Annotated in this window: 27 protein-coding genes; 15 read left to right on the forward strand and 12 right to left on the reverse strand. The window is 61.0% G+C overall.

Annotated features, from left to right (window positions below; translation table 11 throughout):
• Positions 1 to 227: 227 nt before the first annotated feature.
• Positions 228 to 839 carry a PilZ domain-containing protein gene (locus BW978_RS14935; protein ID WP_076396321.1) on the reverse strand — a complete coding sequence of 204 codons (612 nt, stop codon included), beginning with the start codon at positions 837 to 839 and terminating at the stop codon, positions 228 to 230.
• Positions 840 to 1,152: 313 nt separating this feature from the next.
• Here BW978_RS14935 and BW978_RS14940 point away from each other — a divergent pair, with 313 nt between their 5' ends.
• Together BW978_RS14940 and BW978_RS14945 are read left to right on the forward strand one after the other, a co-directional pair.
• Entirely contained in the window at positions 1,153 to 1,929 is a 777-nt protein-coding gene (locus BW978_RS14940) for a rhomboid family intramembrane serine protease (RefSeq protein WP_076396569.1), read from the forward strand.
• A 101-nt stretch (positions 1,930 to 2,030) separates the two neighbouring features.
• Positions 2,031 to 2,465 carry a CBS domain-containing protein gene (locus tag BW978_RS14945; RefSeq protein ID WP_076396323.1) on the forward strand — a complete coding sequence of 145 codons (435 nt, stop codon included), beginning with the start codon at positions 2,031 to 2,033 and terminating at the stop codon, positions 2,463 to 2,465.
• 49 nt (positions 2,466 to 2,514) lie between these two features.
• Here the strand turns inward: BW978_RS14945 and BW978_RS14950 are convergent, their stop codons facing one another.
• The 3 genes from BW978_RS14950 to folE all read right to left on the reverse strand — a co-directional run bounded on the left by BW978_RS14950 (position 2,515) and on the right by folE (position 4,625).
• Positions 2,515 to 3,471 (reverse strand): patatin-like phospholipase family protein, encoded by a 957-nt coding sequence (locus BW978_RS14950; RefSeq protein ID WP_076396325.1) that lies wholly within the window; start codon positions 3,469 to 3,471, stop codon positions 2,515 to 2,517.
• A gap of 81 nt (positions 3,472 to 3,552) precedes the next feature.
• A complete protein-coding gene (gene hisI / locus BW978_RS14955) occupies positions 3,553 to 4,005 on the reverse strand; it encodes a phosphoribosyl-AMP cyclohydrolase (RefSeq protein WP_076396327.1) in 453 nt (150 codons plus the stop codon).
• A 14-nt stretch (positions 4,006 to 4,019) separates the two neighbouring features.
• Positions 4,020 to 4,625 (reverse strand): GTP cyclohydrolase I FolE, encoded by a 606-nt coding sequence (folE, locus tag BW978_RS14960; protein ID WP_076396329.1) that lies wholly within the window; start codon positions 4,623 to 4,625, stop codon positions 4,020 to 4,022.
• Positions 4,626 to 4,895: 270 nt separating this feature from the next.
• On the opposite strand from folE, the gene BW978_RS14965 reads away from it, so the two are divergent.
• From BW978_RS14965 to BW978_RS14985, 5 genes are all read left to right on the forward strand, one after another.
• Positions 4,896 to 5,342, forward strand: a complete 447-nt coding sequence (locus BW978_RS14965) for an iron-sulfur cluster assembly scaffold protein (protein WP_076396331.1) — start codon at positions 4,896 to 4,898, stop codon at positions 5,340 to 5,342.
• Position 5,343: 1 nt separating this feature from the next.
• The gene (gene yidD, locus BW978_RS14970) at positions 5,344 to 5,712 is read left to right on the forward strand and encodes a membrane protein insertion efficiency factor YidD (RefSeq protein WP_076396333.1); all 369 of its coding nucleotides are present in this window, start codon (positions 5,344 to 5,346) and stop codon (positions 5,710 to 5,712) included.
• 66 nt (positions 5,713 to 5,778) lie between these two features.
• The gene (locus tag BW978_RS14975; protein ID WP_076396335.1) at positions 5,779 to 6,207 is read left to right on the forward strand and encodes a DUF2267 domain-containing protein; all 429 of its coding nucleotides are present in this window, start codon (positions 5,779 to 5,781) and stop codon (positions 6,205 to 6,207) included.
• 117 nt (positions 6,208 to 6,324) lie between these two features.
• On the forward strand, positions 6,325 to 8,322 hold the full coding sequence (gene thrS / locus BW978_RS14980; RefSeq protein WP_076396337.1) for a threonine--tRNA ligase: 1,998 nt from the start codon (positions 6,325 to 6,327) through the stop codon (positions 8,320 to 8,322).
• Between the two features lie 102 nt (positions 8,323 to 8,424).
• The gene (locus BW978_RS14985; RefSeq protein WP_076396339.1) at positions 8,425 to 9,264 is read left to right on the forward strand and encodes a lysophospholipid acyltransferase family protein; all 840 of its coding nucleotides are present in this window, start codon (positions 8,425 to 8,427) and stop codon (positions 9,262 to 9,264) included.
• A gap of 4 nt (positions 9,265 to 9,268) precedes the next feature.
• On the opposite strand, the gene BW978_RS14990 is transcribed toward BW978_RS14985, so the two are convergent.
• Complete coding sequence (locus tag BW978_RS14990) at positions 9,269 to 10,222, reverse strand: hypothetical protein (RefSeq protein ID WP_139330541.1); 954 nt, start codon at positions 10,220 to 10,222, stop codon at positions 9,269 to 9,271.
• Between the two features lie 110 nt (positions 10,223 to 10,332).
• On the opposite strand from BW978_RS14990, the gene BW978_RS14995 reads away from it, so the two are divergent.
• From BW978_RS14995 to BW978_RS15005, 3 genes are all read left to right on the forward strand, one after another.
• Positions 10,333 to 10,917 carry a nitroreductase family protein gene (locus BW978_RS14995; protein ID WP_076396573.1) on the forward strand — a complete coding sequence of 195 codons (585 nt, stop codon included), beginning with the start codon at positions 10,333 to 10,335 and terminating at the stop codon, positions 10,915 to 10,917.
• Entirely contained in the window at positions 10,917 to 11,525 is a 609-nt protein-coding gene (locus BW978_RS15000) for a flavin reductase family protein (protein WP_076396341.1), read from the forward strand. The genes BW978_RS14995 and BW978_RS15000 overlap by 1 nt, the downstream gene beginning before the upstream one ends.
• Positions 11,526 to 11,663: 138 nt before the next feature.
• Positions 11,664 to 12,803, forward strand: coding sequence for a DUF2336 domain-containing protein (locus BW978_RS15005; RefSeq protein ID WP_076396343.1), 1,140 nt, complete (start codon positions 11,664 to 11,666; stop codon positions 12,801 to 12,803).
• Between the two features lie 4 nt (positions 12,804 to 12,807).
• Here BW978_RS15005 and BW978_RS15010 read toward each other — a convergent pair whose 3' ends face one another.
• The 3 genes from BW978_RS15010 to parE all read right to left on the reverse strand — a co-directional run bounded on the left by BW978_RS15010 (position 12,808) and on the right by parE (position 16,707).
• Positions 12,808 to 13,218: a hypothetical protein gene (locus tag BW978_RS15010; RefSeq protein ID WP_076396345.1), complete on the reverse strand. Its 411-nt coding sequence runs from the start codon at positions 13,216 to 13,218 to the stop codon at positions 12,808 to 12,810.
• 137 nt (positions 13,219 to 13,355) lie between these two features.
• On the reverse strand, positions 13,356 to 14,561 hold the full coding sequence (locus BW978_RS15015; protein ID WP_076396575.1) for an AI-2E family transporter: 1,206 nt from the start codon (positions 14,559 to 14,561) through the stop codon (positions 13,356 to 13,358).
• A gap of 91 nt (positions 14,562 to 14,652) precedes the next feature.
• Complete coding sequence (gene parE, locus BW978_RS15020; RefSeq protein WP_076396577.1) at positions 14,653 to 16,707, reverse strand: DNA topoisomerase IV subunit B; 2,055 nt, start codon at positions 16,705 to 16,707, stop codon at positions 14,653 to 14,655.
• 223 nt (positions 16,708 to 16,930) lie between these two features.
• Between parE and BW978_RS15025 the strand changes: the two genes are divergently transcribed.
• The 5 genes from BW978_RS15025 to BW978_RS15045 all read left to right on the forward strand — a co-directional run bounded on the left by BW978_RS15025 (position 16,931) and on the right by BW978_RS15045 (position 21,560).
• Positions 16,931 to 17,806 carry an alpha/beta hydrolase gene (locus BW978_RS15025; protein ID WP_076396579.1) on the forward strand — a complete coding sequence of 292 codons (876 nt, stop codon included), beginning with the start codon at positions 16,931 to 16,933 and terminating at the stop codon, positions 17,804 to 17,806.
• Between the two features lie 177 nt (positions 17,807 to 17,983).
• Complete coding sequence (tpiA, locus tag BW978_RS15030) at positions 17,984 to 18,754, forward strand: triose-phosphate isomerase (RefSeq protein WP_076396347.1); 771 nt, start codon at positions 17,984 to 17,986, stop codon at positions 18,752 to 18,754.
• Positions 18,755 to 18,862: 108 nt separating this feature from the next.
• Positions 18,863 to 19,243: a preprotein translocase subunit SecG gene (gene secG, locus BW978_RS15035; protein WP_076396349.1), complete on the forward strand. Its 381-nt coding sequence runs from the start codon at positions 18,863 to 18,865 to the stop codon at positions 19,241 to 19,243.
• 133 nt (positions 19,244 to 19,376) lie between these two features.
• Entirely contained in the window at positions 19,377 to 21,014 is a 1,638-nt protein-coding gene (locus BW978_RS15040; RefSeq protein ID WP_076396351.1) for a CTP synthase, read from the forward strand.
• A 105-nt stretch (positions 21,015 to 21,119) separates the two neighbouring features.
• A complete protein-coding gene (locus BW978_RS15045) occupies positions 21,120 to 21,560 on the forward strand; it encodes a hypothetical protein (RefSeq protein ID WP_076396352.1) in 441 nt (146 codons plus the stop codon).
• Between the two features lie 13 nt (positions 21,561 to 21,573).
• On the opposite strand, the gene glp is transcribed toward BW978_RS15045, so the two are convergent.
• The 4 genes from glp to trpD are packed head-to-tail and all read right to left on the reverse strand — an operon-like array spanning position 21,574 to position 25,130.
• Positions 21,574 to 22,788 carry a molybdopterin molybdotransferase MoeA gene (gene glp / locus BW978_RS15050; protein WP_076396354.1) on the reverse strand — a complete coding sequence of 405 codons (1,215 nt, stop codon included), beginning with the start codon at positions 22,786 to 22,788 and terminating at the stop codon, positions 21,574 to 21,576.
• A complete protein-coding gene (gene moaC / locus BW978_RS15055; RefSeq protein WP_076396356.1) occupies positions 22,788 to 23,285 on the reverse strand; it encodes a cyclic pyranopterin monophosphate synthase MoaC in 498 nt (165 codons plus the stop codon). The genes glp and moaC overlap by 1 nt, the downstream gene beginning before the upstream one ends.
• Positions 23,282 to 24,097 carry an indole-3-glycerol phosphate synthase TrpC gene (trpC, locus tag BW978_RS15060; protein WP_076396357.1) on the reverse strand — a complete coding sequence of 272 codons (816 nt, stop codon included), beginning with the start codon at positions 24,095 to 24,097 and terminating at the stop codon, positions 23,282 to 23,284. Before trpC ends, moaC begins: the two co-directional genes overlap by 4 nt.
• 16 nt (positions 24,098 to 24,113) lie before the next feature.
• Positions 24,114 to 25,130: an anthranilate phosphoribosyltransferase gene (gene trpD / locus BW978_RS15065; protein ID WP_076396358.1), complete on the reverse strand. Its 1,017-nt coding sequence runs from the start codon at positions 25,128 to 25,130 to the stop codon at positions 24,114 to 24,116.
• Positions 25,131 to 25,132: the final 2 nt, after the last annotated feature.

The following is a 25,132-nucleotide window of genomic DNA, read 5'->3' on the forward strand; positions in this document are numbered from 1 at the left end:
CGCAAGCTCCAATCCGGGCCGTTCGGCCGACGTGTTCGGCGCTGTCGACAGCTCCGGGGTGGAAGTGTTTGCTTTTATCGTCGCCCTGGGCGCCGTCTACGGCCGATTTCTAGCCCGAAATTTTCTGAAAAAAACTGTGCCGGTCTGGGACGATTGCCGTCTCGGCATAGAAAAAGGCGCCTTGCGGGGTCCGCAGGCGCCTTATCGTGGGAGCGTTTGTTAGAGCCTCAGAGGAATTCGGTCAGTGCTTCCTTGGACTGAAGCGTCAGGAACTCGATGGCGACGCCTTCCATGAAGTGGCGAACCACGCGCCCGCGCATGTTGCCCAGGCGTACGGCCATGCCGATCGGCGGACGAATGTCGATATCGACGGCCGCACCCGACAGGGACAGGTCCATCAGACGGCAAGGATATTTCTTACCGTCCTCGAGCGTCAGCTCTGTTCTTGTCTGGCGCGGCGTCAAGCGATCGTGGCGACGGTCTTCCGGCAGCCCGAGCTCATGTTTGTTGGCGATCCACGTCAGCTGCGCCGCAAGCTTCTCACGCTTTCGAACGGTGGCGTTGATGGAGATGACGAAACCGTCATCAGTCAACTTGACCACGGTGCCTTCGATACGTCCGAGGTGGTCGATATAGGCAATCACACGTTCACCCGGACGCGGCATGCCGGCACAGGCGAAGCGCACGTCGCCTGGCGACATGTCGATGACCTTGCAGACATACTCCTCATAGCTGGCAAGCATGAGACGACCCTGCAGGCTGACGGCGACGCGCTGAAAGGCGCGTTGCTGTCCCGGCGAAGCGATCGTGCTCGTATGGCTTGCCTGCGTTGAGTACATCTCGGAGATTCTGTCTGTTTCTCTATGGCTCGACATTAGGGCGTGAGCCGTTAATATAGTGTTTGCTTTTGGGTGCGCTTTTTCCAGACGGAACGATATCGCCGCAGGATTAAGGTTAAGGAGGGCTTTCGGTTGTGGGCGTCGCTTGCTCATGGCATCAAGGTTCTACCAAACGCGAAGGGCTTCCTTCGGCACCAACTCCAGTCGGCGCGACGATCCGCCCAGCGCCAGCAAGGCCACTCGGTTTCCGGGCGGCCTTTTTTTTATCCGCGGCCTGCATTACCTGATGGCTTCGAAACAGAAGGAATTGCAGATGCAGGATGAGACAGGATCTCGAGGCGAGGAGCGCCGGGACAACGACGGGCTCGTGAACGAGATCGGCGCGCGATCCGCAGAGAACCCGCCCATCTTCAACCTGCCGACCGGCATCCTTGTGGCGCTTGCCCTGATCTGCGGGATCTATACGGTACAGGAATTCCTTCTGTCGCCGGCACTCAATCAGTGGGTCGCCGTCGAATTCGGTTTCTCGCCAATCCGCTATCTCTATCCACTTGACGAACAGTCTCTGGCTTGGCTGTGGACGCCGGTGAGTTATTCGCTGCTGCATGGCAGCTTCGAGCATCTCGCCTTCAACAGTCTTTGGCTTGCCGCATTCGGGACACCCGTCTGTCGCCGCATCGGCGAGGTCAGATTTCTATTGTTTTGGGTGGTGTCTTCAGTGGCTGCGGCCGCTTTGCATGCATTCGTCAACTGGGGAGAGCCATCCTTGATGGTTGGCGCTTCCGGGGTGATCTCCGCTCTGATGGGGGCCGCCTGCCGATTCGCTTTCGGCGAAAGGCAGCGCAGCCTGGCTCGATTGTCCGGATGGCAGCCACCCTTGCTATCGGTGGGGCAGGCCCTGGCTGACCGTACCGTCCGTGTCTTCATCATCGTCTGGTTTCTCGGCAATATTGCCATCGCCTTTGGCGTTCCGATGCTCGGGGGTGGTTCCGCTTCGATTGCCTGGGATGCGCATATCGGCGGCTTCCTGCTCGGCTTCTTCGGATTTGCAGCCTTTGATCCCCATACAGGCCGCCACACTAGGGCGTGATGCCGGCCTTGTTGCATTCTCTCTGAATAAAGGGCACCCTTCTGCATGGCGGCCAAGGAGGGTTGAGCCGCCACGCGAGTGTTCTATGCGAGGAGGAACTCATGCCTGCATCAGCCAGAAGCATACTCGAACAGAAGGGCCGCGATGTTATCACCGTCAGCCCCAGCGTGAGCTTGGGGGAAGCGGCCCGGGTGCTGGAAGAACACAAGATCGGTGCCGTGGTCGTCGTCGGTATGGAAAGCCGCATCGTCGGCATCTTCACCGAACGTGACGTGGTTCGTGCTATCGGGACAGGCGGTAAAGATGCTTTCGACCAGCCCGTCTCGGCCTTCATGACCGCAAATGTCTATCGTTGCCGCGAAGAGACCGGTGTCAACGAGCTGATGGAAATGATGTCCAGCCGGCGTTTCCGCCACGTGCCCGTCGAGGATAACGGCAAGCTTTCAGGAATCATCTCGATCGGTGACGTTGTGAAGTCACGCATCCGCGAGATCGAGCAGGAAGCAGAACACATCAAGGCCTATATCGCCGGCTGATTCCAAGATTGTGCGAAGGCCCGTCAGAGGGGTGCGGCCGACACCGCGCCTAGCGGAGAACTGCTTCCTGCATGCGGCGGATTTCCGTGACGCGGGCCTTTGCTTCCTCATAGCCGCGATCGATCGCCTCGCCGGCCCGATGAAATTCGGAAAGGCCGATGTCGTTCAGGCGCGGATGCAGGGCGAGGTCCGGCGGGTCTCCAGCCAGTCGCGCCCGGGAAATGCGGTCCTGAATGATGTTGAAGGCCTGCACCATCACGCCGGTCAGGCCGACCTTGTTTGGTGCCCTGGCTGTTTCTGCGCTCGCCTTGTCCGGCGTTGAAGCCTTGTGCTTGACGACGGCGGACCGTCCGAACACGTCGTAATGCAGATTGACCGCCATCACCAGCGGCTGCTCATAGGCGCGGCAGACGGATACCGGCACCGGATTGACAAGCGCGCCGTCGATCAGCGTTCGATTGTTGCAGTGAATGGGTTCGAAAATGCCGGGCAGGGCGTAAGATGCCCGAAGCGCCGTGATCAGGCTGCCGCCGTCGATCCAAACTTCGTGACCGCTGTTGAGTTCCGATGCGACCGCAACGAAGGGCTTCGGCAAGTCCTCGACATTCAAGCCCTCGAGGTGCTCCTGCATCCGCTTGGTCAGGCGCATGCCGCCGAGAAGCCCGCCGCCTCCGATGGTCAGGTCGAGCAGCGAGGCAATCCGGCGCATGGTCAGCGACCGGGCAAAGGCTTCCAGTTCGTCGAGTTTGCCAGCGAGATAGCAGCCGCCGACCAGGGCGCCGATCGAGGTGCCCGCGATCATGCCGACTTCGATGCCTTCCTCGTCGAGCGCTCTCAAGACGCCGATATGCGCCCAGCCGCGAGCCGCGCCGCCGCCAAGGGCAAGCGCCACTTTAGCCTTTGCGTGTTGCTCGGGAACAATTGGACCGGCCGGCGAAGTGCCGACGTCCTTGGCAGGTTGCGAAACACTCGCGCCGCCGTTCGAAATCATGCTCCAGTTCAGCATCTCCGCTACCCCATAAGCTGAACACTCTGGGCTCCATTAGGACATCGTATGCTTACGATTTCGTTATGCAGGCGCCAGAGGTCAATGGCCGTAGACGTGATCCGGATCGAAGTGCCGGTGGTCGTCGGCAATCTTGAGAGACGGCTCGCTGTCAACGAGCTGGGCGGTCCGATAAAAGCAGGAGCGGCGTCCGGTGTGGCAGGTCGCATCATGACCCGCGACCTCGACCTTCAGCCAGATCGCATCCTGATCGCAGTCGACCTTGATTTCCTTGACCGTCTGAAGGTTGCCGGAGCTTTCGCCCTTCTTCCAGATCTTGGCCCTGGAGCGGCTGTAATAGTGACCGATCCCGGTTTCGAGCGTCAGCGCGATGGCTTCGGCGTTCATATGCGCCACCATCAACAGCTCTCCGTCCCGCGCATCGGTGACGACGGCGGTCACAAGCCCATGGTCATCGAACTTGGGGGTGAAGGCGAGACCCTCCTCGAGGATCTTCTTGTCTGCCGAGGGAGCGTCGAACACAAAAGTGGACATGGGCACTCGCAGTCTTAGCGGCTCCGAACCATGGACATGAAGCGGGCCTGTTCGGCCGCATTGTCCTTGAAGGCGCCGGTGAAGGTTGTGGTGAGCGTCGTGGAACCCGTCTTCTGGATCCCGCGCATGGCCATGCACATATGCTCGGCCTCGAGGAAAACCGCAACCCCGCGTGGCAGCAGGGTCTCGTCGATTGCTTGGGCAATCTGTGCGGTCATGTTCTCCTGCGTCTGCAGACGCTTGGCGAAGACATCGACGACGCGGGCAATCTTCGACAGGCCGAGTACGCGGCCCTTCGGGAGATAGGCGACATGCGCCTTGCCGATGACAGGCAGCATGTGGTGTTCGCAATGCGAGAAGAACGATATATCCCGGACGAGCACCATGTCGTTATACCCGCCGACCTCCTCGAAGGTCCGGCCGAGTACGTCCTCGATATCGGCGCTATAGCCGGAAAACAGCTCTTCATAGGCCTTGGCCACGCGTGTCGGCGTATCGAGCAGACCTTCACGTTCCGGGTCGTCACCGGCCCAGAGCAAAAGCGTGCGCACGGCCTGTTCGGCCTCTTCGCGCGTCGGTCGCGGGGCTTCGACGGACAGTGTCTTGACGATGGCATCCATGGCCTTGGTCTCCCGGTCCCGCGTGAGGCGAGCCGCTGGTTTGGCTTTGCCGGATTGTAAAGGCGTAATGCGGCTCATAATGCAAGTCCGTTATCGGTGTTTCAGCCGAGAAGATCGTTTCGTCCGTGGCCGGCCTGCGTTTGTCCTGTGCCTCGCGCTTCGATAAAGTGTCCCGCGAGAACGACAAAAAGACGGCCGCTGCGACATGATGAAGGCTGCATTGTCGCAACCACTGCCTATATACGGGAGAGGCGCTAAACCGGATTGACCATGGACGACATCTATAACACCAAGATCCTCGAATTTGCCGGAAACATCGGTCGCATTGGCGTGCTTGCCGGCGCGGATGCCGTTTCGGAGAAGCATTCCAAGCTTTGTGGCTCCAAGGTCCGGGTCTATCTCAAGCTTCGCGACGGCGTGGTGACCGACTTCGCCCATGAGGTGAAGGCCTGCGCACTGGGTCAGGCCTCATCGGGAATCATGGCCCGCCATGTGGTCGGGGCGACATCGGCAGAACTGCGGCAGGCACGACTGGACATGCTGGCCATGTTGAAGGAAGACGAAGAGGGACCCTCGGGTCGCTTCGAGGACATGCGCTTCCTGAAGCCGGTTAAGGACTACAAGGCACGCCACGCCTCCACGATGCTCACTTTCGACGCAGTCGTCGACTGTCTGGACCGTATCGAATCCCCGGCTGCGGCCGCCGAGGCCAGATAACATGTGCAACAGCCCCGATTGCGGTCACCAGCCGGCGGGCGGTGGACTGAAGAGCCGCAATTGGCAGGGGCCGTTCCGCAAGACCCCGGGCCGGCTGCTCGGCATGGGCCTGATCCGCTTTTACCAGCTGACCTTGTCCAGCATTGTCGGCAGCTCCTGCCGCCACATGCCAACCTGTTCCGAATATGGCTACGAGGCTGTCGCGCGCCACGGCCTGTGGCGAGGTGGATGGCTGACCTTGTTTCGCGTTGTCCGCTGCGGTCCCGGCGGAACCTGGGGGCAGGATCCCGTGCCCGAGACTTTGGCGCAGCGTTTCACCTGGTACGCGCCTTGGCGACTTTGGACCTTCGGTCGCAAGCGGGCGACCTGATACCAGTTCAAGGGCAGCCCGAATTCGCCTTAGGATCCATATGCCGAATCGCTCGGGAGATAACGCATGCCCATGCCGCTCGAATATCGCCAGGCCTCCGCCGACTTCGATGCCTTCATGAAGGATCTGGTCGGGACATCGATGCTCACATCGTCGCATCAGGCTTATACGATGTTGCAGGCTGTGCTGCAGGTCTTCCGGCGGCGGCTGACCTTTGCCGAGGCAGTTTCTTTCGCAAATGTGCTGCCGCCCGTCTTGCGCGCCATCTTCGTCAGCGATTGGGATACCGAATCACCAAAGGTGCCCTTTGCTGAAAGGGACGCGTTGATGAAGGAAGTCCGCGCCTTCCGCCACGACCACAATCTGTCGACCGAAACCGCGATCGAAGATGTAACTTCAACGATCAGGCGACATGTCGATCCTGCTGCCTTCGACCGTGTCATGAAGACCTTGTCCGCCGAAGCCCGCGGCTTCTGGTCGATGGGATCGGCCTAGCAAGAACCTTTACTCATCAGCACTTTCAGCCTATCAAGCGCCGGTTCGTGGCGGGGTTTTCAACCCCGCAATTTTTACCACCCGCATTCGTTGGCGGGACTGGATCAGGAGACATTTATGTCCGCTTCCGTATCTCTCACTTTCCCCGATGGCTCTATCCGCGAATACGCAGCCGGCACGACCGGTGCTGAGGTCGCTGAATCCATTTCCAAGTCGCTTGCCAAGAAGGCAGTCGCCATTGCGCTCGATGGCACCTTGCGCGACCTCTCGGACCCGATCGTTGATGGCAAGATCGAGATCGTCACCCGCACGGATCCGCGGGCACTGGAACTCATTCGCCATGACGCTGCCCATGTGATGGCCGAGGCCGTGCAGGAGCTCTGGCCCGGCACGCAGGTAACCATCGGTCCGGTGATCGAGAACGGCTTCTATTACGACTTCGCCAAGGCTGAGCCCTTCACGCCCGAGGATCTGCCCAAGATCGAAAAGCGCATGAAGGAGATCATTCAGCGCAACAAGCCCTTCACCAAGGAAATCTGGACGCGCAACAAGGCCAAGGAAGTCTTTGCCTCCAAGGGCGAAAACTACAAGGTCGAGCTGGTCGAAGCGATCCCGGAAGACCAGGATCTGAAGATCTACTATCAGGGCGACTGGTTCGATCTCTGCCGTGGGCCGCATATGGCGTCCACCGGGCAGATCGGTATGGCCTTCAAGTTGATGAAGGTCGCCGGCGCCTATTGGCGCGGTGACAGCAACAACACCATGCTGAGCCGCATCTATGGCACGGCCTTTGCCGAACAGGAGCAGCTGGACAACTATCTGCACATTCTGGCCGAAGCCGAAAAGCGCGACCACCGCAAGCTCGGCCGTGAAATGGATCTCTTCCATTTCCAGGAAGAAGGCCCCGGCGTCGTTTTCTGGCACGGCAAGGGCTGGCGCATGTTCCAGACGCTGACCTCCTACATGCGCCGCCGGCTCGATGGCACCTATCAGGAAGTCAACGCCCCGCAGATCCTCGACAAGTCGCTCTGGGAAACCTCAGGTCACTGGGGCTGGTACCAAGAGAACATGTTCGCCGTGAAATCGGCGCATGCCTTCATGAACCCCGATGACGAGGAAGCCGACCAGAAGGTCTTCGCCCTGAAGCCGATGAACTGCCCGGGTCACGTCCAGATCTTTAAGCATGGCCTCAAATCTTATCGCGAGCTTCCCGTTCGCCTCGCCGAATTCGGTACGGTCCATCGCTACGAAGCCTCAGGCGCCCTGCATGGCCTGATGCGTGTCCGCGGCTTCACCCAGGACGATGCCCATGTGTTCTGCACGGAAGAGCAGATGGCGGCCGAATGCCTGCGCATCAACGATCTTATCCTGTCGGTCTACGAGGACTTCGGGTTCAACGAGATCGTCGTGAAGCTTTCGACCCGCCCGGAAAAGCGCGTCGGTTCGGACGACCTCTGGGATCGCGCCGAAAGCGTGATGATGGACGTGCTGAAGCAGATCGAGGAACAATCGGGCGGACGCATCAAGACCGGCATTCTGCCGGGCGAGGGCGCCTTCTACGGTCCGAAGTTTGAATACACCCTGCGGGACGCCATTGGCCGTGAATGGCAGTGCGGCACGACCCAGGTCGACTTCAACCTGCCGGAACGTTTCGGTGCTTTCTACATCGACCAGAACTCGGAAAAGGTTCAGCCGGTTATGATCCACCGCGCCATCTGCGGCTCGATGGAACGTTTCCTCGGCATCCTGATCGAGAACTTTGCCGGCCACATGCCGCTCTGGTTCGCGCCGCTGCAGGTCGTCGTGGCCACGATCACCTCGGATGCCGACGACTACGGTCGTGAAGTGGCAGAACAGCTCCGCGATGCAGGCCTGCAGGTCGAGACGGACTTCCGCAACGAGAAGATCAACTACAAGGTCCGCGAGCACTCCGTGACCAAGGTTCCGGTGATCATCGTCTGCGGCAAGCGCGAGGCGGAAGAAAAGACCGTCAACATTCGCCGCCTAGGTTCGCAGGACCAGGTGTCGATGCCGCTGACTGAGGCTGTAGCTGTGCTGGCAGGCGAAGCGACCCCGCCGGACGTCAGGCGCAAGCTGGCGAAGCGTAAGGCCTAACCAAAATCGACCGTCTGACAGTGTGTTGCCGCACTGTCAGACGGCTGTCATCGAAACGGCATATGACGGTCCGATGACTTTCCGTATCACCGGAGCCTTCCCGTGAAGTTCAAAGAACTCTCTTATGCCAATGAGCGTGACCCGAAGCTCAAGCGCTGGTTCATTCGATCGATCGAAGGGCTTTCCGGTCGCGACCGTTTCACCCGCCTCTACGAGATCTGGCGCAACGACATCGTCGGCAAGACCGATCGCGTCTTTGGCAAGATGCTGGACCTGATCAATGTCGACCTGAAGATCGAAGGCACCTGGCCGCCGGCGAACATTCCCGACGGGCCGATCGTCATAGTTGCCAACCATCCCTTCGGCATCGGAGATGGCATCGCTGTGCTCGCGCTGGCTGAACAACTCGGCCGTCCGTTCCGTGTGCTGATCAACAACGAACTCCTGAAGGTGCCGGAAATGGCGCCTTACTCGTTGCCCGTCTCCTTCGAGGAAACAAAGGAAGCGCTTGCCATCAACATGCAGACCCGGCACGAGGCGCTGCGTCTGTTGAAGGAAGGCGTGACGGTCGTGATTTTCCCGGCAGGCGGCGTCGCGACCGCCAAGAAGGGCTTCGGTCGCGCCGAGGATCTTCCCTGGAAGATGTTTCCGGCCAAGCTCATCCAGGCAGCGAAAGCCAATGTCGTGCCGGTTTTCTTCGAAGGCCAGAACGGCCGCCTCTTTCATCTCGCCAGCAAGATCTCACTGACCTTGCGCTTATCGCTCCTGATCCGCGAGTTCCGCCGTCTGTCCGGTTCGACGATCCGGGCGCGTGTCGGGGTGATGATTCCGTGGGAAGAGCTGAGCACGCATGCGGACCGCAAGGATCTCTTGGCACGGCTTTTCGGCGCGGTTTTCAGCATGGCGCCGGTCGAACGCAGCAAGTTTCGCCGCGTCGCTTGAGGCGTCAGGGCTGGTCGAGCATCAGCTCGACATCCAGGTTCACCCCGGCCTTCACCTCGAAATCCCGCTGGAAGAGCTTGTCCTTGTTGCGGGCAACCGCCGTGTACTGGCCCTCCGCCAGCACCATCACCGGGAAGGCGCTGACGCTTTCCGCCACAATGTCGCCGCCTGACGTCAGGACGGACCAGGCGGTATCGGCAATCGCTTCCCCGCCTTCTTCAGAGACCAGCTTGAAACCCACCTGAGAAGCGCGATGCTGGATCGTCGCTTCCGTGAGTTCGCCGGCTTCGACACTGATGTCGGCGCGCACCACCGCGTTGATCGAGCCGTATTCCGACACGACATGATAGGTTCCGGCGTTCAGGCGCACGATGGTGTTCGGCTTGACATCCGCTAGCACCAGGCCGCGCTCTCCGTCCTCGCGAACCTCGGAGGCGTAGATGTCGAAACTCAACTGCTTGTCCGGAATATGGGTGTCGGCACCGGAGATGGCACTCAGCGACATGCCGCCGGCATCAAGCACCAGAACCTGATTGGCAACCTCACCTTCGACAGGCACTTTGAGCTTCTTGGTGGCACCTGCACGCCCAAAGGATACATTGACGAAATAGTCACCGGGCGCGAGCTGAAACGCGGCCGATCCACCCTCGGCGCTGGCAAGCAAAGGAAGCTTGCCGTCTGCCCCAGGAATAGGGCTGAACACGCGCCAGGACAGCCCATGCTGCATCGGTTCGCCGGCGTCGGTCAGCTTGGCATCGAGCTTGACGCTGCGCCCTTGGGTCACATTGGCGATCGCAGCTGCACCCGGAGCCGAAAACGCCTTCAGCTTCGGCATCTTGGTCGAGCCGTTCAGCTGTTTGAAGGTCTCGAAGGCTTCCTGAGCAAACGACGGTGACGCTGCCGCCGAGGCCACGAGAAGCCAGAACAGCAGTTGGACAAGACCAGATTGGCGGGACATGCGATGCACTGTGTGTTGACTTCCTTCCAAATGCCGGCAACTTCAAACCGAACCGCATGGCAATTTCAAGACCTGCTGCGACCGCAAAGGCCTATGAAGGTATCAAGAAAATGAAAAAAGACTTCAAGCTGCTCGATTATCTCGCGGTTCGCCGCTCCGTGCCCGCCTTTCAGATGTGCGAGCCGGGTCCGGACAAGGCCGAAATCGAGTCGATTTTGACGCTGGCGGTCCGCGTTCCCGATCACGGCAAGATCGCCCCTTGGCGCTTTATCGTCTACCGTGGCGAGGAACGAGTCCGGATTGGCGAAGAACTGCTGAAGATGGCGCTGCAGAAGAATCCTGGTCTTTCTGAGGAGATGATCCAGGTCGAACGCGCACGCTTCACCCGGGCGCCAGTGGTGATCGCGGTGATCTCGACGGCTGCCCCGCATGCGAAGATCCCGGAATGGGAGCAGGTCATGTCCGCCGGTGCCCTTTGCCTCAATCTGCTGATGGCGGCCAATGCCCATGGCTATGTCTCGAACTGGCTGAGTGAATGGTTCGCCTTCGACGAGCGCGCCCATCCGCTTCTCGGCGTCAAGGCCGGTGAAAAGGTGGCGGGCTTCATCCATATCGGCTCGACCGAGTTTCCGATCGTCGAGCGTCCGCGTCCGGCGCTGGAAGACCTCGTGTCCTGGCAGGGTGGCGAAGATTGATGTTCTATGACACCGAGACGAATGCCCATGGCATGGCACATGATCCCTTCAAGGCGATCGTGGCGCCAAGGCCCATCGGCTGGATCGGCACGAAGGGCAGGGATGGCATCCGCAACCTGTCCCCCTATTCCTTCTTCAACGCCGTCGGCGACCGACCGAAAATGGTCATGTTCTCGTCGAGCGGCCGCAAGGACAGCCTTAGAAACGTCGAGGAAACCGGCGTCTTCACGGCAAGCTTCGTCAGCCGGACGTTAATGGACCGGATGAACGAATCGTCGGCCGCCGTTGCCTATGAGACGGATGAATTCGAGTTGGCGGGTCTGACCCCCGCACCCGGGAGAATCGTCGACGCTCCCTTTGTCGGGGAAGCTGTCGCGGCGCTCGAATGCCGGGTGACCAGGGTTCTGACCTTGCCCGACATGCACGGGAACGACACCGACAGCCATGCAGTCTTCGGGCAGGTCGTCGGCATCCATATTGCGGACGCGGTGATCCGGAACGGACGATTCGATCTGGCTGTTGCCGATCCGATCATGCGCCTGGGCTATATGGACTATGCCGGCATGGGGCCGGTCTTCGAGTTGAAGCGGCCGAGCCAGAGGACCTGAGGCCTCGGCCCGGTGCGCTTGCTGAACCGGGTCGAGTGTTGTGGTTAATGAACGTGGTGAACGTTTCTTAAACACTTTGATCCTACTGTCGAAACACCGAATGCTTCGGGTTTGTACAGGTGGCGAGTGGGTTCGACTTTGATCGTTGCAGCTTTTCTCAGATGGGTCGAAACGGCAAAGACGCAGGAGCGGGCGCGTGCTGCAAATGCGCTGGCTCGCGCCTATCTGAAGTCCGATATGGCGCCCGAAGAACGGCAAGCTGCCCAAATGGCTATGACCTATCTGCTCGATGACCCGGCACCACAGGTGCGGCTCGCTCTCGCCGATATTTTGGCCCCGGAAGAGCGAGCTCCACGCGCCTTGATGGTGTCCCTGGCCGAGGATCAGCCGGAAATCGCTTCGGTCGTCATTTTGTGCTCGCCCGTTTTGTCAGATGCCGATCTGGTCGATATCGCTGGACGAGGCACCGTCGAAACTCGTGCTCTGATCGCTGCCCGCAAGGAGGTCAGCGTTGGCGTGGCCGCAGCACTTGCCGAAATTGGGGATGCTGCCGAGCTTGAGGTCCTCCTGGAAAATCCCGGCGCCCGCATCACTGCCTTTACGCTCCGCCGCATTGCCGAGCGTCACGGCCACAGCGAACGCATTCGCGCCCTTCTTCTGGATCGTGACGATCTGACAAGCGATGTACGGCAGCTCCTCGTTCAGTTCGTCACTGAAGCGCTCGCCGGCTCGGATCTCGTGATCGGCGCCATCGGCAGCCGTCGCATCGAGCGAATCGCCCGCGAAGCCGGCGACAGCGCCACCATCGCCCTGCTTGCAGACGTCCATGGCGACGAACTCACGCGCCTGACAGACCAGCTTCGGGTCGCCGGGCGCCTGACGCCCGCCTTCCTCATGCATGCGCTGTGCGCTGGCCGTACCGACTTCTTCTCCAGTGCCATCGTGGCGATTTCCGGTCTCGACGAGCGTCGCGTGCGCTCTATTCTGGCGACTGGACGCTTCCATGCCGTGCGCGCACTCTTGGAATCCGCCGGACTTGGTCGGGATGTCAGCCCGCTCTTCGTTGATGCCATCATGCTGTGGCGGGGGCTCATCCAGTCGGCGAGCGGCTTCGATCTCGATCATATCGCCGATCGTCTGGTGCAGCGTTACCGCGGGGACAGCAGTCTCAGCGAACCCGCAACAGCGCTCGTCGACATGATCGAGCGGCTTGCTATCGCGGAAGAACGTCGCTTGGCGCGGGATTATGCTTCCGGCTTCGCGCTCGCCGCCGCCTGATCCGTCACGGCACGATTTTCTTGGCGACCCATGAATAGCTTTCCGAGACAACGTGGATCGGCTTCTCGAAGATCATCTTGATCGCAGCCTTGCCGGGCAGGACTTCGCGGACCGCGTCGACCGCACGATCCTTCAGTGTCCGCTCCTGTTCTGCCGTCGGCACCACAATGGCCGCACTGCTGTCCGTCTGCGGCGACTGTGCCGCCAGTGCCTCCATGATCTCTGGTGGAGGGGACTGGCAGACGGCTACGGCCGTCGGATAGCCGATATTGGTATAGCGCCCCAGGACCTGTTCCGATGCCGCGTTGCACAGCTCGATGGAGACGAATCGCTCGACCGGTGTCTCGACGAACTCGCAATGGCTGACGCTGTCGTCGCAGCCAAGGATCGTCATCATGATCAGTGCAGTCTTCATCGCAGGGGCTCCCGTCAGGGTCGTTGGCGGTCAGACGAAACAGAATGATTGGAGCCGAAGCAAGGCAGTATGCCGATACGTCTCGACGAAGGCTGCAGGCGGGTGCGCGCGCAGAACTCGTGGACCCGCAGATCGCGCTAGACGATCGAGGCCTGCTTGGCTTCGCGCTCCGATTCGGTGAAAAGATCGAGCTCCGCTTGCTCGTCCAAGGGCAGGACGTCGTCCGAGCGTTCGACCTCGCGGATCCACTCGCGCCAGATGGAGACGAGGAGCGCCATCAGGACCGGGCCGATGAACAGGCCGAGAAAGCCCATGGTTTTCACACCGCCCACCAGACCGAAGAAAGTCGGCAGGAACGGAAGCTTGATGGGACCGCCGACGAGACGCGGACGGACCGTCTTGTCGACAATAAAGAGCTCGACCGAGCCCCAGACGAAGAGGGCAACGCCTTCAAATGTGGAGCCGCTGGCGACGAGATAGATCGAGACCAGAGTGAACGACAGCGGCGCGCCACCCGGAATGAGTGCCATGACGCCGGTGATCACGCCGAGGGTGACCGGTGAGGGCACGCCAGCGAGCCAATAGGCGATGCCGAGAATGATACCTTCGGCGATTGCGATCAGCGTCATGCCTGTGACAGTGGAACTGATCGTCGCGGGAACCACGCGTGAGATCCGTTCCCAGCGGCTGGGCAGAATGCGCTCGCCGAGCAGGTCAAGCTGGCGCGAGAAGTTTGCGCCATCGCGATAGACGAAGAAGAGGGCGATCAGCATGAACAGAAGCGTCAACACCAGATGGAAAAGACCATCTCCAGCGGCGATCACTGCCCGATAGATGTTGCCGATATTGGCACCACTCACCAGTTGGATGAGTTCGCCAATCGCACCTGGCTGCCCGATATGCTCGTTCCATTGCGCAACGAGCCAGTCACCGATGCGCGGCAGGGCCGCAATCCAGGCCGGAGGCGGGGCGCCGGTCTCGTTTGCCTGCACCGCCCAGCTGATCCACTGGCGTATCTCTTCAACCGCATAAGAAATTGCGATTCCGATCGGGATGATAAGGAAGGCCAAGATGGCGATAAGCGCGATGGTTGCGCCGAGCGTGGTGTTGCCGCCGATCTGATCAAGAAGCCGGCGGTAAAGCGGCCAACTGGCGAAAGCGATGACGAGCGCGGCCAATACAGGCACGACGAAACCGTGGAAAAAGTAGATCGCGGCAATGCCGATCAGCACCAGCAGCCAACGCGCCACGGAGATTGGTGTGATCAGGGCGATGCGATTGGCCGTTGCCTGGCCAAGCCAACGTGGCCCTTTCGACGAGGTCTGAATATCAGCCTGGCTCACAATCTGAAGTGTCCCGTTAAAACTGCCCTGCATATGGAGCATTCTGGATCGGGAAACAAGCGGGCGGCGGCGGGCGCATGACGCCCGCGGCTCAGATGTCGAGGTTCTCGGCGAAGGCGGCGCGCTCCTGGATGAAGCGGAAGCGTGCCTCAGGCTTCGTCCCCATCAAAGCATCGACCGCGTCCCGCGTGCCCTCGAAATCCACGTCATCGATGCCGACCCGGAGCAGTGTCCGCTTGCTCGGATCCATCGTGGTTTCCTTGAGCTGCGCCGGCATCATTTCGCCAAGGCCTTTGAAGCGTCCAATCTCGACCTTCTTGCCCTTGAAGACGGTCTCCATCAACTCGGCCCGGTGGGCGTCGTCGCGGGCATAAACGGTCTTGGCGCCCTGCCGAATGACGTAAAGCGGCGGCACCGCGAGATAGAGATGGTTGCCCCGGATGAGTTCGGGCATTTCCTGATAGAAGAAGGTGATTAGCAGCGATGCGATATGCGCCCCGTCGACGTCGGCATCGGTCATCACGATGATGCGTTCGTAACGCAGGTCTTCGTCGCGATACTTTGTCCGTGTGCCGCAGCCGAGTGCCTGGATGAGATCGGCAATCTGCTGGTTCGCCATCAGTTTCTCGCGGCTCGCTGAGCCAACGTTGAGGATCTTGCCGCGTAGCGGCAGGATCGCCTGATTGGAGCGGTTGCGCGCTTGCTTGGCCGAGCCACCAGCCGAGTCACCCTCGACGATGAAGAGTTCGGCGCCTTCGGCCGTGTTTTGTGAGCAGTCGGCAAGCTTGCCCGGCAGACGCAGTTTGCGCACGGCCGTTTTGCGGTTGACTTCCTTTTCCTTGCGGCGGCGCAGCCGTTCCTCGCAGCGCTCGATCACCCAGTCGAGCAGCTTGGCCGCCTCGTTCGGATTGTCGGCGAGATAGTGGTCGAAGGGGTCGCGCAGCACGTTTTCGACAAGACGCTGGGCCTCGACGGTCGCGAGCTTGTCCTTGGTCTGGCCGACAAATTCAGGCTCACGGATGAAGACCGAAAGCATGCCGACAGCAGAAATCATCACGTCGTCGGTGGTGATTTCCTTGGCGCGCTTGTTCTGCGTCAGTTCGGCATAGTTCTTCAGGCCCTTGGTGAGCGCAATGCGCAGACCCGCCTCATGCGTGCCGCCTTCCGGCGTCGGGATCGTGTTGCAGTAGGAATGCAGCGCCGGATCACCACCATACCAGGTGACGGCCCATTCCATCGCGCCATGGCCGCCGGTCTTCTCGGTCTTTCCGGCAAAGATCTCGCGGGTGACGGTGAAGTCCTTGCCGAGCGTCGCGGCGAGATAGTCCTTTAAGCCGCCTGGGAAGTGGAAGACGGCCTTCTCAGGGATGTCGCCACCCTCGGGCACCATGCCCGGATCGCAGGACCAGCGGATTTCGACCCCACCGAACAGATAGGCTTTGGACCGCGCCATGCGGAAAATCCGGCCCGGATCGAACTTCGCATGATCGCCGAAGATCTGCGGGTCCGGGTGAAAGCGCACGCGGGTTCCACGGCGGTTGTGCACTTCGCCCAGTTCTTCGAGCCCGCCCTGCGGCACACCGCGCGAGAAGGTCTGGCGATAGAGCTTGCGATTGCGGGCGACTTCAACCTCGAGCAGGTCGGACAGCGCGTTGACAACGGAGACACCAACGCCGTGCAGACCACCTGAGGTCTCATAGGCCTTGCCATCGAATTTGCCGCCGGCATGCAGCTTGGTCATGATCACTTCAAGAGTCGACTTGCCCGGCACCTGCGGATGCAGTTCGACCGGGATACCACGTCCATTGTCGGTGACCGTCAGGAATCCCTGGCTGTCGAGATGCACGTCGATAAAGTTGGCGTGGCCGGCCACCGCTTCGTCCATCGAGTTGTCGATGACTTCGGCAAACAGGTGATGCAGCGCCTTTTCGTCCGTACCGCCGATATACATGCCTGGACGCATGCGCACCGGTTCGAGGCCTTCGAGAACACGAATGGAGGACGCGCCATATTCCTCGGCACCCGCCGTCGAAGCAGGGGCCGCCGTTCGCGCGGCAGGCGCAGGCGCGGGGGAAGGCGTCGTCACGGTTTCCGCCTCGACCTTCTGGGCGAGCGGCATGCCGGAAAAGAGATCGTTGTCGTCCATGGCGTCGTTCGATACTCTGTTGCTGTTCGATGCCGGCTTCGCGGCACCTTCATATAGCCGCCGCATCAGGCCAGTCGCATCTGCGAATCGGTCGGATTGTGCCAGATAGGCAGGGCAGGCGCGAAGGGCCATAGAGCCGGCGCATGTTGAATTCGGGCCAGCTTTGCGTGGCGCATTTCGCGAAGGCAAGCGTGAGCCGAGAGGAAACCCATCTTCCATGCAGATGTCCACAGCTCATTTCCGCACTGCGGCGATTTCCTGCGTTCTCTTTCCGTTTCTGTTCCTGGCGAGTGCCAGAGCCGAGACCATCGCACCATTCAAGGATGAGCTGTTTTCGAGCCAGACGGTGCTGGAAACTGGAGACGGCGGCGATTTTACCCGCATAGATTATGACGAGATGCGCGACATCAACGGGCGCGATAGCATCCCCGAACGGCGGGTCAAGGATCGCTATGTTTCGCTGAAGGTGCGCCGGGTTCAGGAAAACCAGACCCTGCAGCTCCCAACCGGGCCGATGGAGGTCGGACGGGTCGGTCGTGATCAGGGCCAGGCCTTCACCGTGATCTTCATTCACGGCAGGGGCGGGGACAGACGCCTTGGGCTGAACGACATCAGCTTCGGCGGCAATTTCAATCGCCTGAAGAACCTCGCCGCCGAAAACGGCGGCACCTATTACGCGCCGTCTGTCAGAAGCTTCGACGACAAGGGTGTGGCTGAGGTGTCAGCCCTTGTCGCTCACGCCTCGGCCCAATCCGGCGGCAAGCCCGTGGTGCTCGCCTGCGCCTCCATGGGCAGCTTCATCTGCTGGGGCATTTCGCGCGATGCTGGGACTGTCGCCAAGCTCTCGGGCATGGCGATCCTCGGCGGTGCGCCGGATCCGGCCTTGCCGAAGAGCGCTGCGGCCAAGGCCAGGCTGCCGATCTGGTTCACCCATGGCAGCCGTGACAGCGTTTACGGGGCTGAGGATCAGATCAGCATCTACCGCAAGCTGAAGGCAGCAGGCCAGCCGGCGCGTTTCACGCTGTTCGAAACCGGTTCGCATGGTACGCCGGTGCGGATGTCCAACTGGCGCGCCATCCTCAATTGGTTGATCCGCTGACGTAGACCCTCGCCGCATCCGACGTTATGTGCGGCTGCCAAACCGCGTGGCTCGATTGAGTGATGATCCCTTGCATCTTCACCATAAGCTTCGATAGTGCGCCAATTTGGTACCGTAATCTTTCCTTCCGGGCCCAGATTTGCTACTTCGCAGGAGCGAAATAGGGGTAGAGACGATATGACACCGGATGTTCGCCCGCTTGTTGCGGGCAATTGGAAGATGAACGGCACGCGGGCCTCGCTCGATCAGATCAAGGCGATCGCCGAGGGTGTCCAGGGACCGCTGTCCGACAAGGTCGAAACCCTGATCTGCCCGCCGGCAACGCTGCTTTATGTCGCGACCGCGCTTTGCACCGACAGCCCCCTCCAGATCGGCGCTCAGGATTGCCATCAGAATGCGTCGGGCGCCCATACGGGCGATCTCTCGGCCGAGATGATCGCCGACTGCTTCGGCACGCATGTCATTGTCGGCCACTCCGAGCGCCGCACCGACCACGCCGAAACCGATCATCTTGTGCGCGCCAAGGCTGAAGCTGCCTATGCGGCGGACCTGACAGCCGTGATCTGCATTGGCGAGACGGCAGACGAGCGCAAGTCCGGTCAGACACTCGACATCCTCAAGCGTCAGCTTGCCGGCTCCGTCCCGGATGGCGCGGCGGCCGAGCGGACCGTCATCGCGTATGAGCCCGTTTGGGCGATCGGGACCGGCCTGACGCCGACCGTTGCGGACGTTGCAGAAGCGCATGCTTTCCTGCGTGCCGAACTGGTCAAGCGCTTCGGCGACGTGGGCAAGAAGATGCGCATCCTCTATGGCGGCTCGGTCAAGCCTTCGAATGCGAAGGAACTGATGGCGGTCGAAAATGTCGATGGTGCCCTGATCGGTGGTGCGAGCTTGAAGGCAGCCGATTTCCTCGCCATATATCAGGTCTATGAGGAACTCACCGCCTGAGGGGCAAAGCCCCGAAATGCGGAAGAGGGGCTTTCAATGCCCGTTCCTCTCATGTAAAGAGCCGCCAACCTCATTGATTTTGCCCTTATCGGGCAGGATGGACATTCCATGCAGACCGTATTGCTCGTTATCTATCTCATGGTCGTCGTCGCCCTGATCGGCGTCGTCCTTATCCAGCGCTCCGAAGGCGGTGGCCTCGGCGTCGGCGGCGGCTCGGGCTTCATGTCGGCACGCGGCACGGCCAATGCGCTGACCCGCACCACAGCAATCCTCGCGACGCTGTTCTTCGTGATCTCCCTGGCGCTGGGTATTCTGGCCCGCCATGAATCGCGTCCGACCGATATTCTCGACCGTATCCCGGCGGGCAACGGTACGACCCAGGGCGGCGGCAGCGTGCTCGACCAGCTTCCGGGCACGGCACCGGCCCAGTCGACGCCTGCGGCACCTGCAGCTCCTGCAGCAGATCCCAACGCCGTTCCGAACAACTGATCGGAACGACTTCCATCACTCCGGCGGGCTCCAGGGTCCGCCGGTTTTCTTTTGTCCATATTCCGCCATTTCCACGAAAAATGTGGGACAAACCCGATTAGGGCTGGCGGAATCGAATCTGAAACGGTATCCGGTGAAGCCCATGGCGCGATATGTATTCATCACTGGCGGCGTGGTTTCCTCTCTTGGCAAAGGAATTGCGGCCGCGGCACTCGGGGCATTGTTGCAGGCACGCGGTTACCGCGTGCGTTTGCGCAAGCTGGACCCTTATCTCAACGTTGACCCGGGCACCATGAGCCCGACTCAACACGGCGAAGTCTTCGTCACCGACGACGGCGCCGAGACCGACCTAGATCTCGGTCACTATGAACGCTTCACGGGGCGGTCGGCCACCAAGACCGACAACATCACCACCGGTCGCATCTACAAGAACATCATCGACAAGGAACGCCGCGGCGATTATCTCGGCGCAACCGTTCAGGTCATTCCGCACGTCACCAACGAGATCAAGGATTTCGTGGTCGAAGGCAATGACGACTATGATTTCGTCATCTGCGAGATCGGTGGCACCGTCGGCGACATCGAAGCCATGCCCTTCATGGAAGCGATCCGCCAGCTCGGCAACGACCTGCCGCGCGGCACCGCCGTCTATGTGCACCTGACCCTGATGCCCTACATTCCGGCGGCGGGTGAATTGAAGACCAAGCCGACCCAGCATTCCGTCAAGGAACTGCAGGCGCTGGGCATCCACCCAGACATTCTGTTGGTCCGTGCCGACCGCGAAATCCCGCAGGCTGAACGCCGCAAGCTCTCGCTGTTCTGCAACGTGCGCGAAAGCGCCGTGATCCAGGCGCTTGACGTTGCCAACATCTATGACGTGCCGATGGCCTACCACAAGGAAGGCCTCGACAACGAGGTTCTGGCTGCCTTCGGTATCGAGCCGGCTCCGAAGCCGCGTCTGGATGCCTGGGAAGAGGTCTGCAACCGCATCCGGACCCCGGAAGGCGAAGTCACGATCGCGATCGTCGGCAAGTACACCGGCCTCAAGGACGCGTATAAGTCGCTGATTGAAGCGCTTTATCACGGTGGCATCGCCAACCGGGTGAAGGTGAAGCTCGAATGGATCGAGTCGGAAATCTTCGAAAAGGAAGATCCGTCGCCGTGGCTTGAAAAGGTCAACGGTATCCTCGTGCCCGGCGGCTTCGGCGAGCGCGGTTCGGAAGGCAAAATCCTCGCGGCCCAATTCGCCCGCGAGCGCAAGGTGCCTTATTTCGGCATCTGCTTCGGCATGCAGATGGCCGTCGTTGAAGCGGCCCGTCATCTTGCCGGAATCGAGAACGCGTCTTCGACTGAATTCGGCAAGACCGAAGAGCCAGTCGTCGGCCTGATGACCGAATGGATGAAGGGCAACGAGCTCGAAAAACGTTCGGCTGTCGGCGATCTCGGTGGCACGATGCGTCTCGGCGCCTACAAGGCCTCGCTGAAGAAGGACACCAAGATCTCCGAGATCTATGGCTCGACCGACATCTCCGAGCGCCATCGCCACCGCTACGAAGTCAATGTCGACTACAAGGACCGGCTGGAAGCCTGCGGTCTGGTCTTCTCCGGTATGTCGCCGGACGGCCTGCTGCCGGAAACCGTCGAATATCCTGACCATCCCTGGTTCATCGGCGTTCAGTACCATCCGGAGCTGAAGTCGCGCCCGCTCGACCCGCACCCGCTGTTTGCGAGCTTCATCGGTGCGGCCCTCGAACAGAGCCGTCTCGTCTGACATTCGCCTTCGATATCGTTTAGGAGACCCGGCCCAGTGCCGGGTTTTCTCGTTCAAGGCCTGCGCAAGGAACAACGTCTACTTCAGGTGGAAAAGGAGTTCGCCATGCGCATTTCAGACACAGGCCTTTATGTGCCGACCTATGCCAGTCGTAGCAAGCCTGCTCAGGAACAGCTTCCGACCACAACGGCCGGGTCCCAAACAACTGCACAACGCATGTTGGAACGCGATCAGTCCGCCCCAGGTCTTGCCTCGAACCTCTGGCAATTGCAGACGGGTGTGTATTCCACCAAGGACGCAGCAGAGGCTGCCCTGAAGCGAAGTGATCTGCGTGCCGAATTCCTGGAAGAAAGCGCCAAGACGCCGACCGAACGCATCCGCGACCTCTATTTGGAGGAGCATGGCCTGACGGAAGAGACGCTTGCAGAGATGCCGGAAGAGGATCGCAACGCGGTCGAAGAAGAAATCGCGGCCTTGATCAAGCGCCAGCATGGCCTTGAGGAAAGCACGGCGAAGGAAGGCTCGACAACAGCCAATGTCGTTTGAACCCTGGGCTCACTCAGAGGCGTAGAAGCATCACCGGCACGATCTCTCCAGCCTCGGCCGCTGGCGCATGGGGCGGACGCACGATCAGGCAATCGGATTGCGAGAAGATCCGCATCATCGACGAATCCTGCTTGCCGAAGCTCTCGACCGAGGGGATCCCGTCGTCCTGCTCCGTCAACTTGGCACGTACGTAATCCTGCCGCTTGTCATTGGCGGGCAGGGCGGTCTGCAACCGAGCAGGCGCCATGCGTCGGCGAGGCTTCCGGTGACCAAGCTGGGAGAGCAGGGGCTCGAGGAAGAGAAGACCGCAGACGAGACTGGATACCGGGTTCCCCGGAAGTCCGAGCACGTGCATGTGATCAAGACGGCCGACCATCAGCGGTTTGCCGGGGCGCATGGCAATCCGCCAGAAGTCGAGTTCCATGCCGGCAGAAACCAGCGTCGACTGGACCAGGTCATGGTCGCCGACGGATGCGCCTCCGAGCGTGACGAGCACGTCGACGCCGAGTGCGCGTGCCTGCTCCACAGCTTGTCGCAACAGATCACGATCATCGGGCACGATGCCAAGGTCAATCACCTCTGCGCCATTGTCGCGCGCCAGTGCCGCGATCCCGAATGTATTCGAGCCTATGATCTGGCTGGGGCCAGGCTCGCCTCCGGGAGGCACCAGTTCATCACCGGTGGCGAGGATCGCGATCCTGGGGCGGCGATAAACGGGAAGTGCCGCATGGTTCATCGCAGCCGCCAGCGTGAGGTGGCTGAAGTCCATGGAAAGGCCTGCGGTCAGAGCGATATCGCCTTCGGCGAAATCCTGCCCGCGCGGGCGAATGTGTCGTCCGGCCGTCACGGCAAATGTCGTCCGGATACTGTTGTCCCCGAGCGATCCGGCATCCTCCTGCAGGAGGATGCTGTCGGCTCCATCAGGAACGGGCGCCCCGGTGAAGATCCGCACAGCCTCGCCGGATCCGACTTTCCCGGCAAAACCATGGCCGGCCGCGGATTCGCCGATTACCGTGAGTAGACTGCCAACCTCCGCCGCATCTACGACACGCAGAGCATAGCCATCCATGGCAGAGGCGTTGAAAGGCGGCTGGGTGAGGCGGGCGACCAGATCGGTGGCGAGGATGCGCCCGTTGGCCTCGTGAAGTGAAACCTCTTCGACATCAGTGACCGGATGGGCCGCGGCAAGCAGCCTTGCAAGGGCTTCCTCGACCGGCAGCAGTGACATCAGCCACGCTCCGGGTGGCGGAAATCGCCTGATTTGCCGCCGCTCTTCTCCATCACGCGGATCCCACCGATCTCCATGGTCTTGTCCACGGCCTTGGCCATGTCGTAGATCGTCAGGCAGGTCACGGATACAGCCGTCAGCGCCTCCATCTCGACGCCGGTCTTGCCGGTCAGCTTGACGGTCGCCGCGATGCGCAGGCCCGGCAGATCCGAGTCCTCCTCGATATCGACAGTCACCTTGGACAGCATCAGCGGGTGACACAGCGGAATGAGATTGCTCGTCTGTTTGGCCGCCATGATGCCGGCAATACGGGCGGTGCCGATCACATCGCCCTTCTTGGCGTTGCCCTCGCGTATCGTTAAAAGCGTCTCCGGCTTCATCTTCACGAAGCCTTCGGCGACCGCGATGCGAACCGTGTCGTCTTTGGCCGAGACATCCACCATATGCGCCTCGCCGGAAGCGCCGATATGGGTGAGACCACCGGCGTCGGTTGTCATTCTGCGGCCAGCGCGCCGGTCTTGCCGGTCAAAAGCATGCGTGTTGCCTCGGCAACGTCGTCCTTGCGCATCAGGCTCTCGCCGACGAGGAAGGTTGAGATGCCGGATTTCTCCAGCCGCTGACAATCTTCATAGGTGAAGATGCCGCTCTCGCCGACCAGGAGCCGATCGGGCGGCACCATGGCAGCGAGGTCTTCGCTGACGGTGAGGCTGACGTCGAAGGTCCGCAGATTGCGGTTGTTGATGCCGACGAGAGGCGACTTGAGTTTCAGCGCCCGTTCCATTTCCTCGGCATCGTGGACTTCAATTAGAACATCCATGCCGAGGTCGAAGGCCACGCTTTCCAGTTCCGCGGCCTCTGTATCAGACAGCGAGGCCATGATCAGCAGGATGCAGTCGCCACCCCAGGCGCGGGCCTCGTAGACCTGGTAGGCGTCGAACATGAAATCCTTGCGCAAGGCCGGCAGCGAACAGGCCTTGCGGGCAGCCGTCAGGTATTCGGGTGCCCCTTGAAAACTCGGCATATCCGTCAGCACCGAAAGGCAGGCGGCTCCACCGGCCTCATAGGCGGCCGCCAATGCAGGCGGATCGAAATCGGGGCGGATGAGACCCTTGGAGGGGCTCGCCTTCTTAACCTCGGCGATGAGGCCGAACCGGCCTTCGTCCCGGGCGCGCAGTAGCGACCGGTAAAAGCCGCGCGGCGCGTCTTGGCTCGCGATACGGTCCTTGAGTTCCGACAGCGAAACGGCAGCCTTCGCGGCCGCGATTTCTTCCCGCTTGTAGGTTTCGATGCGCTTGAGGATATCGGTCATGATCGGAAGTTTACCCTCAAGCGGCAGAGTTGGAAATGGCGATAAGTGTATCGAGCGCCCGTGCCGCACTGCCGGTGTCAAGCGACTGGCTGGCGAGATGCATGCCCTCGGTCACGTCCCTGGCCTTGCCCGCAACGATCAGCGAGGCAGCGGCGTTGCAGAGTGCCACGTCGCGATAGGCGGTCTTGGCACCACCCAGCACGTCGCGCAGCGCGGCTGCGTTGACGGTGCCATCGCCGCCCCTGATCGCATCCAGAGAAACGGTCTCCACCCCAAAATCAGCCGGTGTCAGCTCGAAGGTCCGGATTTCGCCGTCTTTCAGCTCGGCCACCTGGCTTGGTCCGGTGGTGGTAATTTCGTCGAGCCCACTGCCATGCACGACCCAGGCGCTGGTGAGGCCGAGATCGCGCAAGGCTTCCGCCCCGGGAACGAGCCATTCCGGTGAGTAGACGCCGAAGAGCTGCTTCTTGACCCGGGCAGGGCTCGAAAGCGGCCCGACGATGTTGAAGATGGTCCGTGCCCCGAGTTCGACGCGGGCAGGGCCCACATGCCGCATGGCCGGATGATGCAGCTGCGCAAACATGAAGCCGATCCCTGCTTCGCGAATGCAGCGGGAGATCATGTCCGGCTCGATATCAAGCTTGACGCCAAGCTGCGACAGCGCATCGGCCGTGCCCGACTTCGAGCTCAGTGCCCGATTGCCATGCTTCGCAACAGGGACACCGGCGCCTGCAACGATCAGGGCGGCAAGCGTCGAGATGTTGTAGGTGTTGGTGCCGTCACCGCCTGTTCCGACGATGTCAATGGCATCTTCGGGAGCATCCACCGGCACCATCTTCTGGCGCATGATCGAAACGGCACCGGCGATTTCGTCGACGGTCTCGCCTCGGACCCTGAGACCCATCAAGAAGCCGCCGACCTGCGCCATGCTGGCTTCGCCCGACATCAGGATTTCGAACGCGTCGCTCGCTTCCTGCCGCGTCAGCGGCTGGCGCGTAGCGATTTTGGCGATGAAGGGCTTCAACCCGGACATTC

The sequence above is a fragment of the Rhizobium sp. RU33A genome (assembly GCF_900156055.1).
Classification (GTDB): Bacteria; Pseudomonadota; Alphaproteobacteria; order Rhizobiales; family Rhizobiaceae; genus Allorhizobium.

Coding starts and splice junctions, on each gene's coding strand:
- BW978_RS14935 (WP_076396321.1), bottom strand. CDS start 839: ATGTACTCAACGCAGGCAAGCCATACGAGCACGATCGCTTCGCCGGGA.
- BW978_RS14940 (WP_076396569.1), top strand. CDS start 1,153: ATGCAGGATGAGACAGGATCTCGAGGCGAGGAGCGCCGGGACAACGAC.
- BW978_RS14945 (WP_076396323.1), top strand. CDS start 2,031: ATGCCTGCATCAGCCAGAAGCATACTCGAACAGAAGGGCCGCGATGTT.
- BW978_RS14950 (WP_076396325.1), bottom strand. CDS start 3,471: ATGCTGAACTGGAGCATGATTTCGAACGGCGGCGCGAGTGTTTCGCAA.
- hisI (WP_076396327.1), bottom strand. CDS start 4,005: ATGTCCACTTTTGTGTTCGACGCTCCCTCGGCAGACAAGAAGATCCTC.
- folE (WP_076396329.1), bottom strand. CDS start 4,625: ATGGATGCCATCGTCAAGACACTGTCCGTCGAAGCCCCGCGACCGACG.
- BW978_RS14965 (WP_076396331.1), top strand. CDS start 4,896: ATGGACGACATCTATAACACCAAGATCCTCGAATTTGCCGGAAACATC.
- yidD (WP_076396333.1), top strand. CDS start 5,344: ATGTGCAACAGCCCCGATTGCGGTCACCAGCCGGCGGGCGGTGGACTG.
- BW978_RS14975 (WP_076396335.1), top strand. CDS start 5,779: ATGCCCATGCCGCTCGAATATCGCCAGGCCTCCGCCGACTTCGATGCC.
- thrS (WP_076396337.1), top strand. CDS start 6,325: ATGTCCGCTTCCGTATCTCTCACTTTCCCCGATGGCTCTATCCGCGAA.
- BW978_RS14990 (WP_139330541.1), bottom strand. CDS start 10,222: ATGTCCCGCCAATCTGGTCTTGTCCAACTGCTGTTCTGGCTTCTCGTG.
- BW978_RS14995 (WP_076396573.1), top strand. CDS start 10,333: ATGAAAAAAGACTTCAAGCTGCTCGATTATCTCGCGGTTCGCCGCTCC.
- BW978_RS15000 (WP_076396341.1), top strand. CDS start 10,917: ATGTTCTATGACACCGAGACGAATGCCCATGGCATGGCACATGATCCC.
- BW978_RS15010 (WP_076396345.1), bottom strand. CDS start 13,218: ATGAAGACTGCACTGATCATGATGACGATCCTTGGCTGCGACGACAGC.
- parE (WP_076396577.1), bottom strand. CDS start 16,707: ATGGACGACAACGATCTCTTTTCCGGCATGCCGCTCGCCCAGAAGGTC.
- BW978_RS15025 (WP_076396579.1), top strand. CDS start 16,931: ATGTCCACAGCTCATTTCCGCACTGCGGCGATTTCCTGCGTTCTCTTT.
- tpiA (WP_076396347.1), top strand. CDS start 17,984: ATGACACCGGATGTTCGCCCGCTTGTTGCGGGCAATTGGAAGATGAAC.
- secG (WP_076396349.1), top strand. CDS start 18,863: ATGCAGACCGTATTGCTCGTTATCTATCTCATGGTCGTCGTCGCCCTG.
- BW978_RS15045 (WP_076396352.1), top strand. CDS start 21,120: ATGCGCATTTCAGACACAGGCCTTTATGTGCCGACCTATGCCAGTCGT.
- glp (WP_076396354.1), bottom strand. CDS start 22,788: ATGTCACTGCTGCCGGTCGAGGAAGCCCTTGCAAGGCTGCTTGCCGCG.
- moaC (WP_076396356.1), bottom strand. CDS start 23,285: ATGACAACCGACGCCGGTGGTCTCACCCATATCGGCGCTTCCGGCGAG.
- trpC (WP_076396357.1), bottom strand. CDS start 24,097: ATGACCGATATCCTCAAGCGCATCGAAACCTACAAGCGGGAAGAAATC.
- trpD (WP_076396358.1), bottom strand. CDS start 25,130: ATGTCCGGGTTGAAGCCCTTCATCGCCAAAATCGCTACGCGCCAGCCG.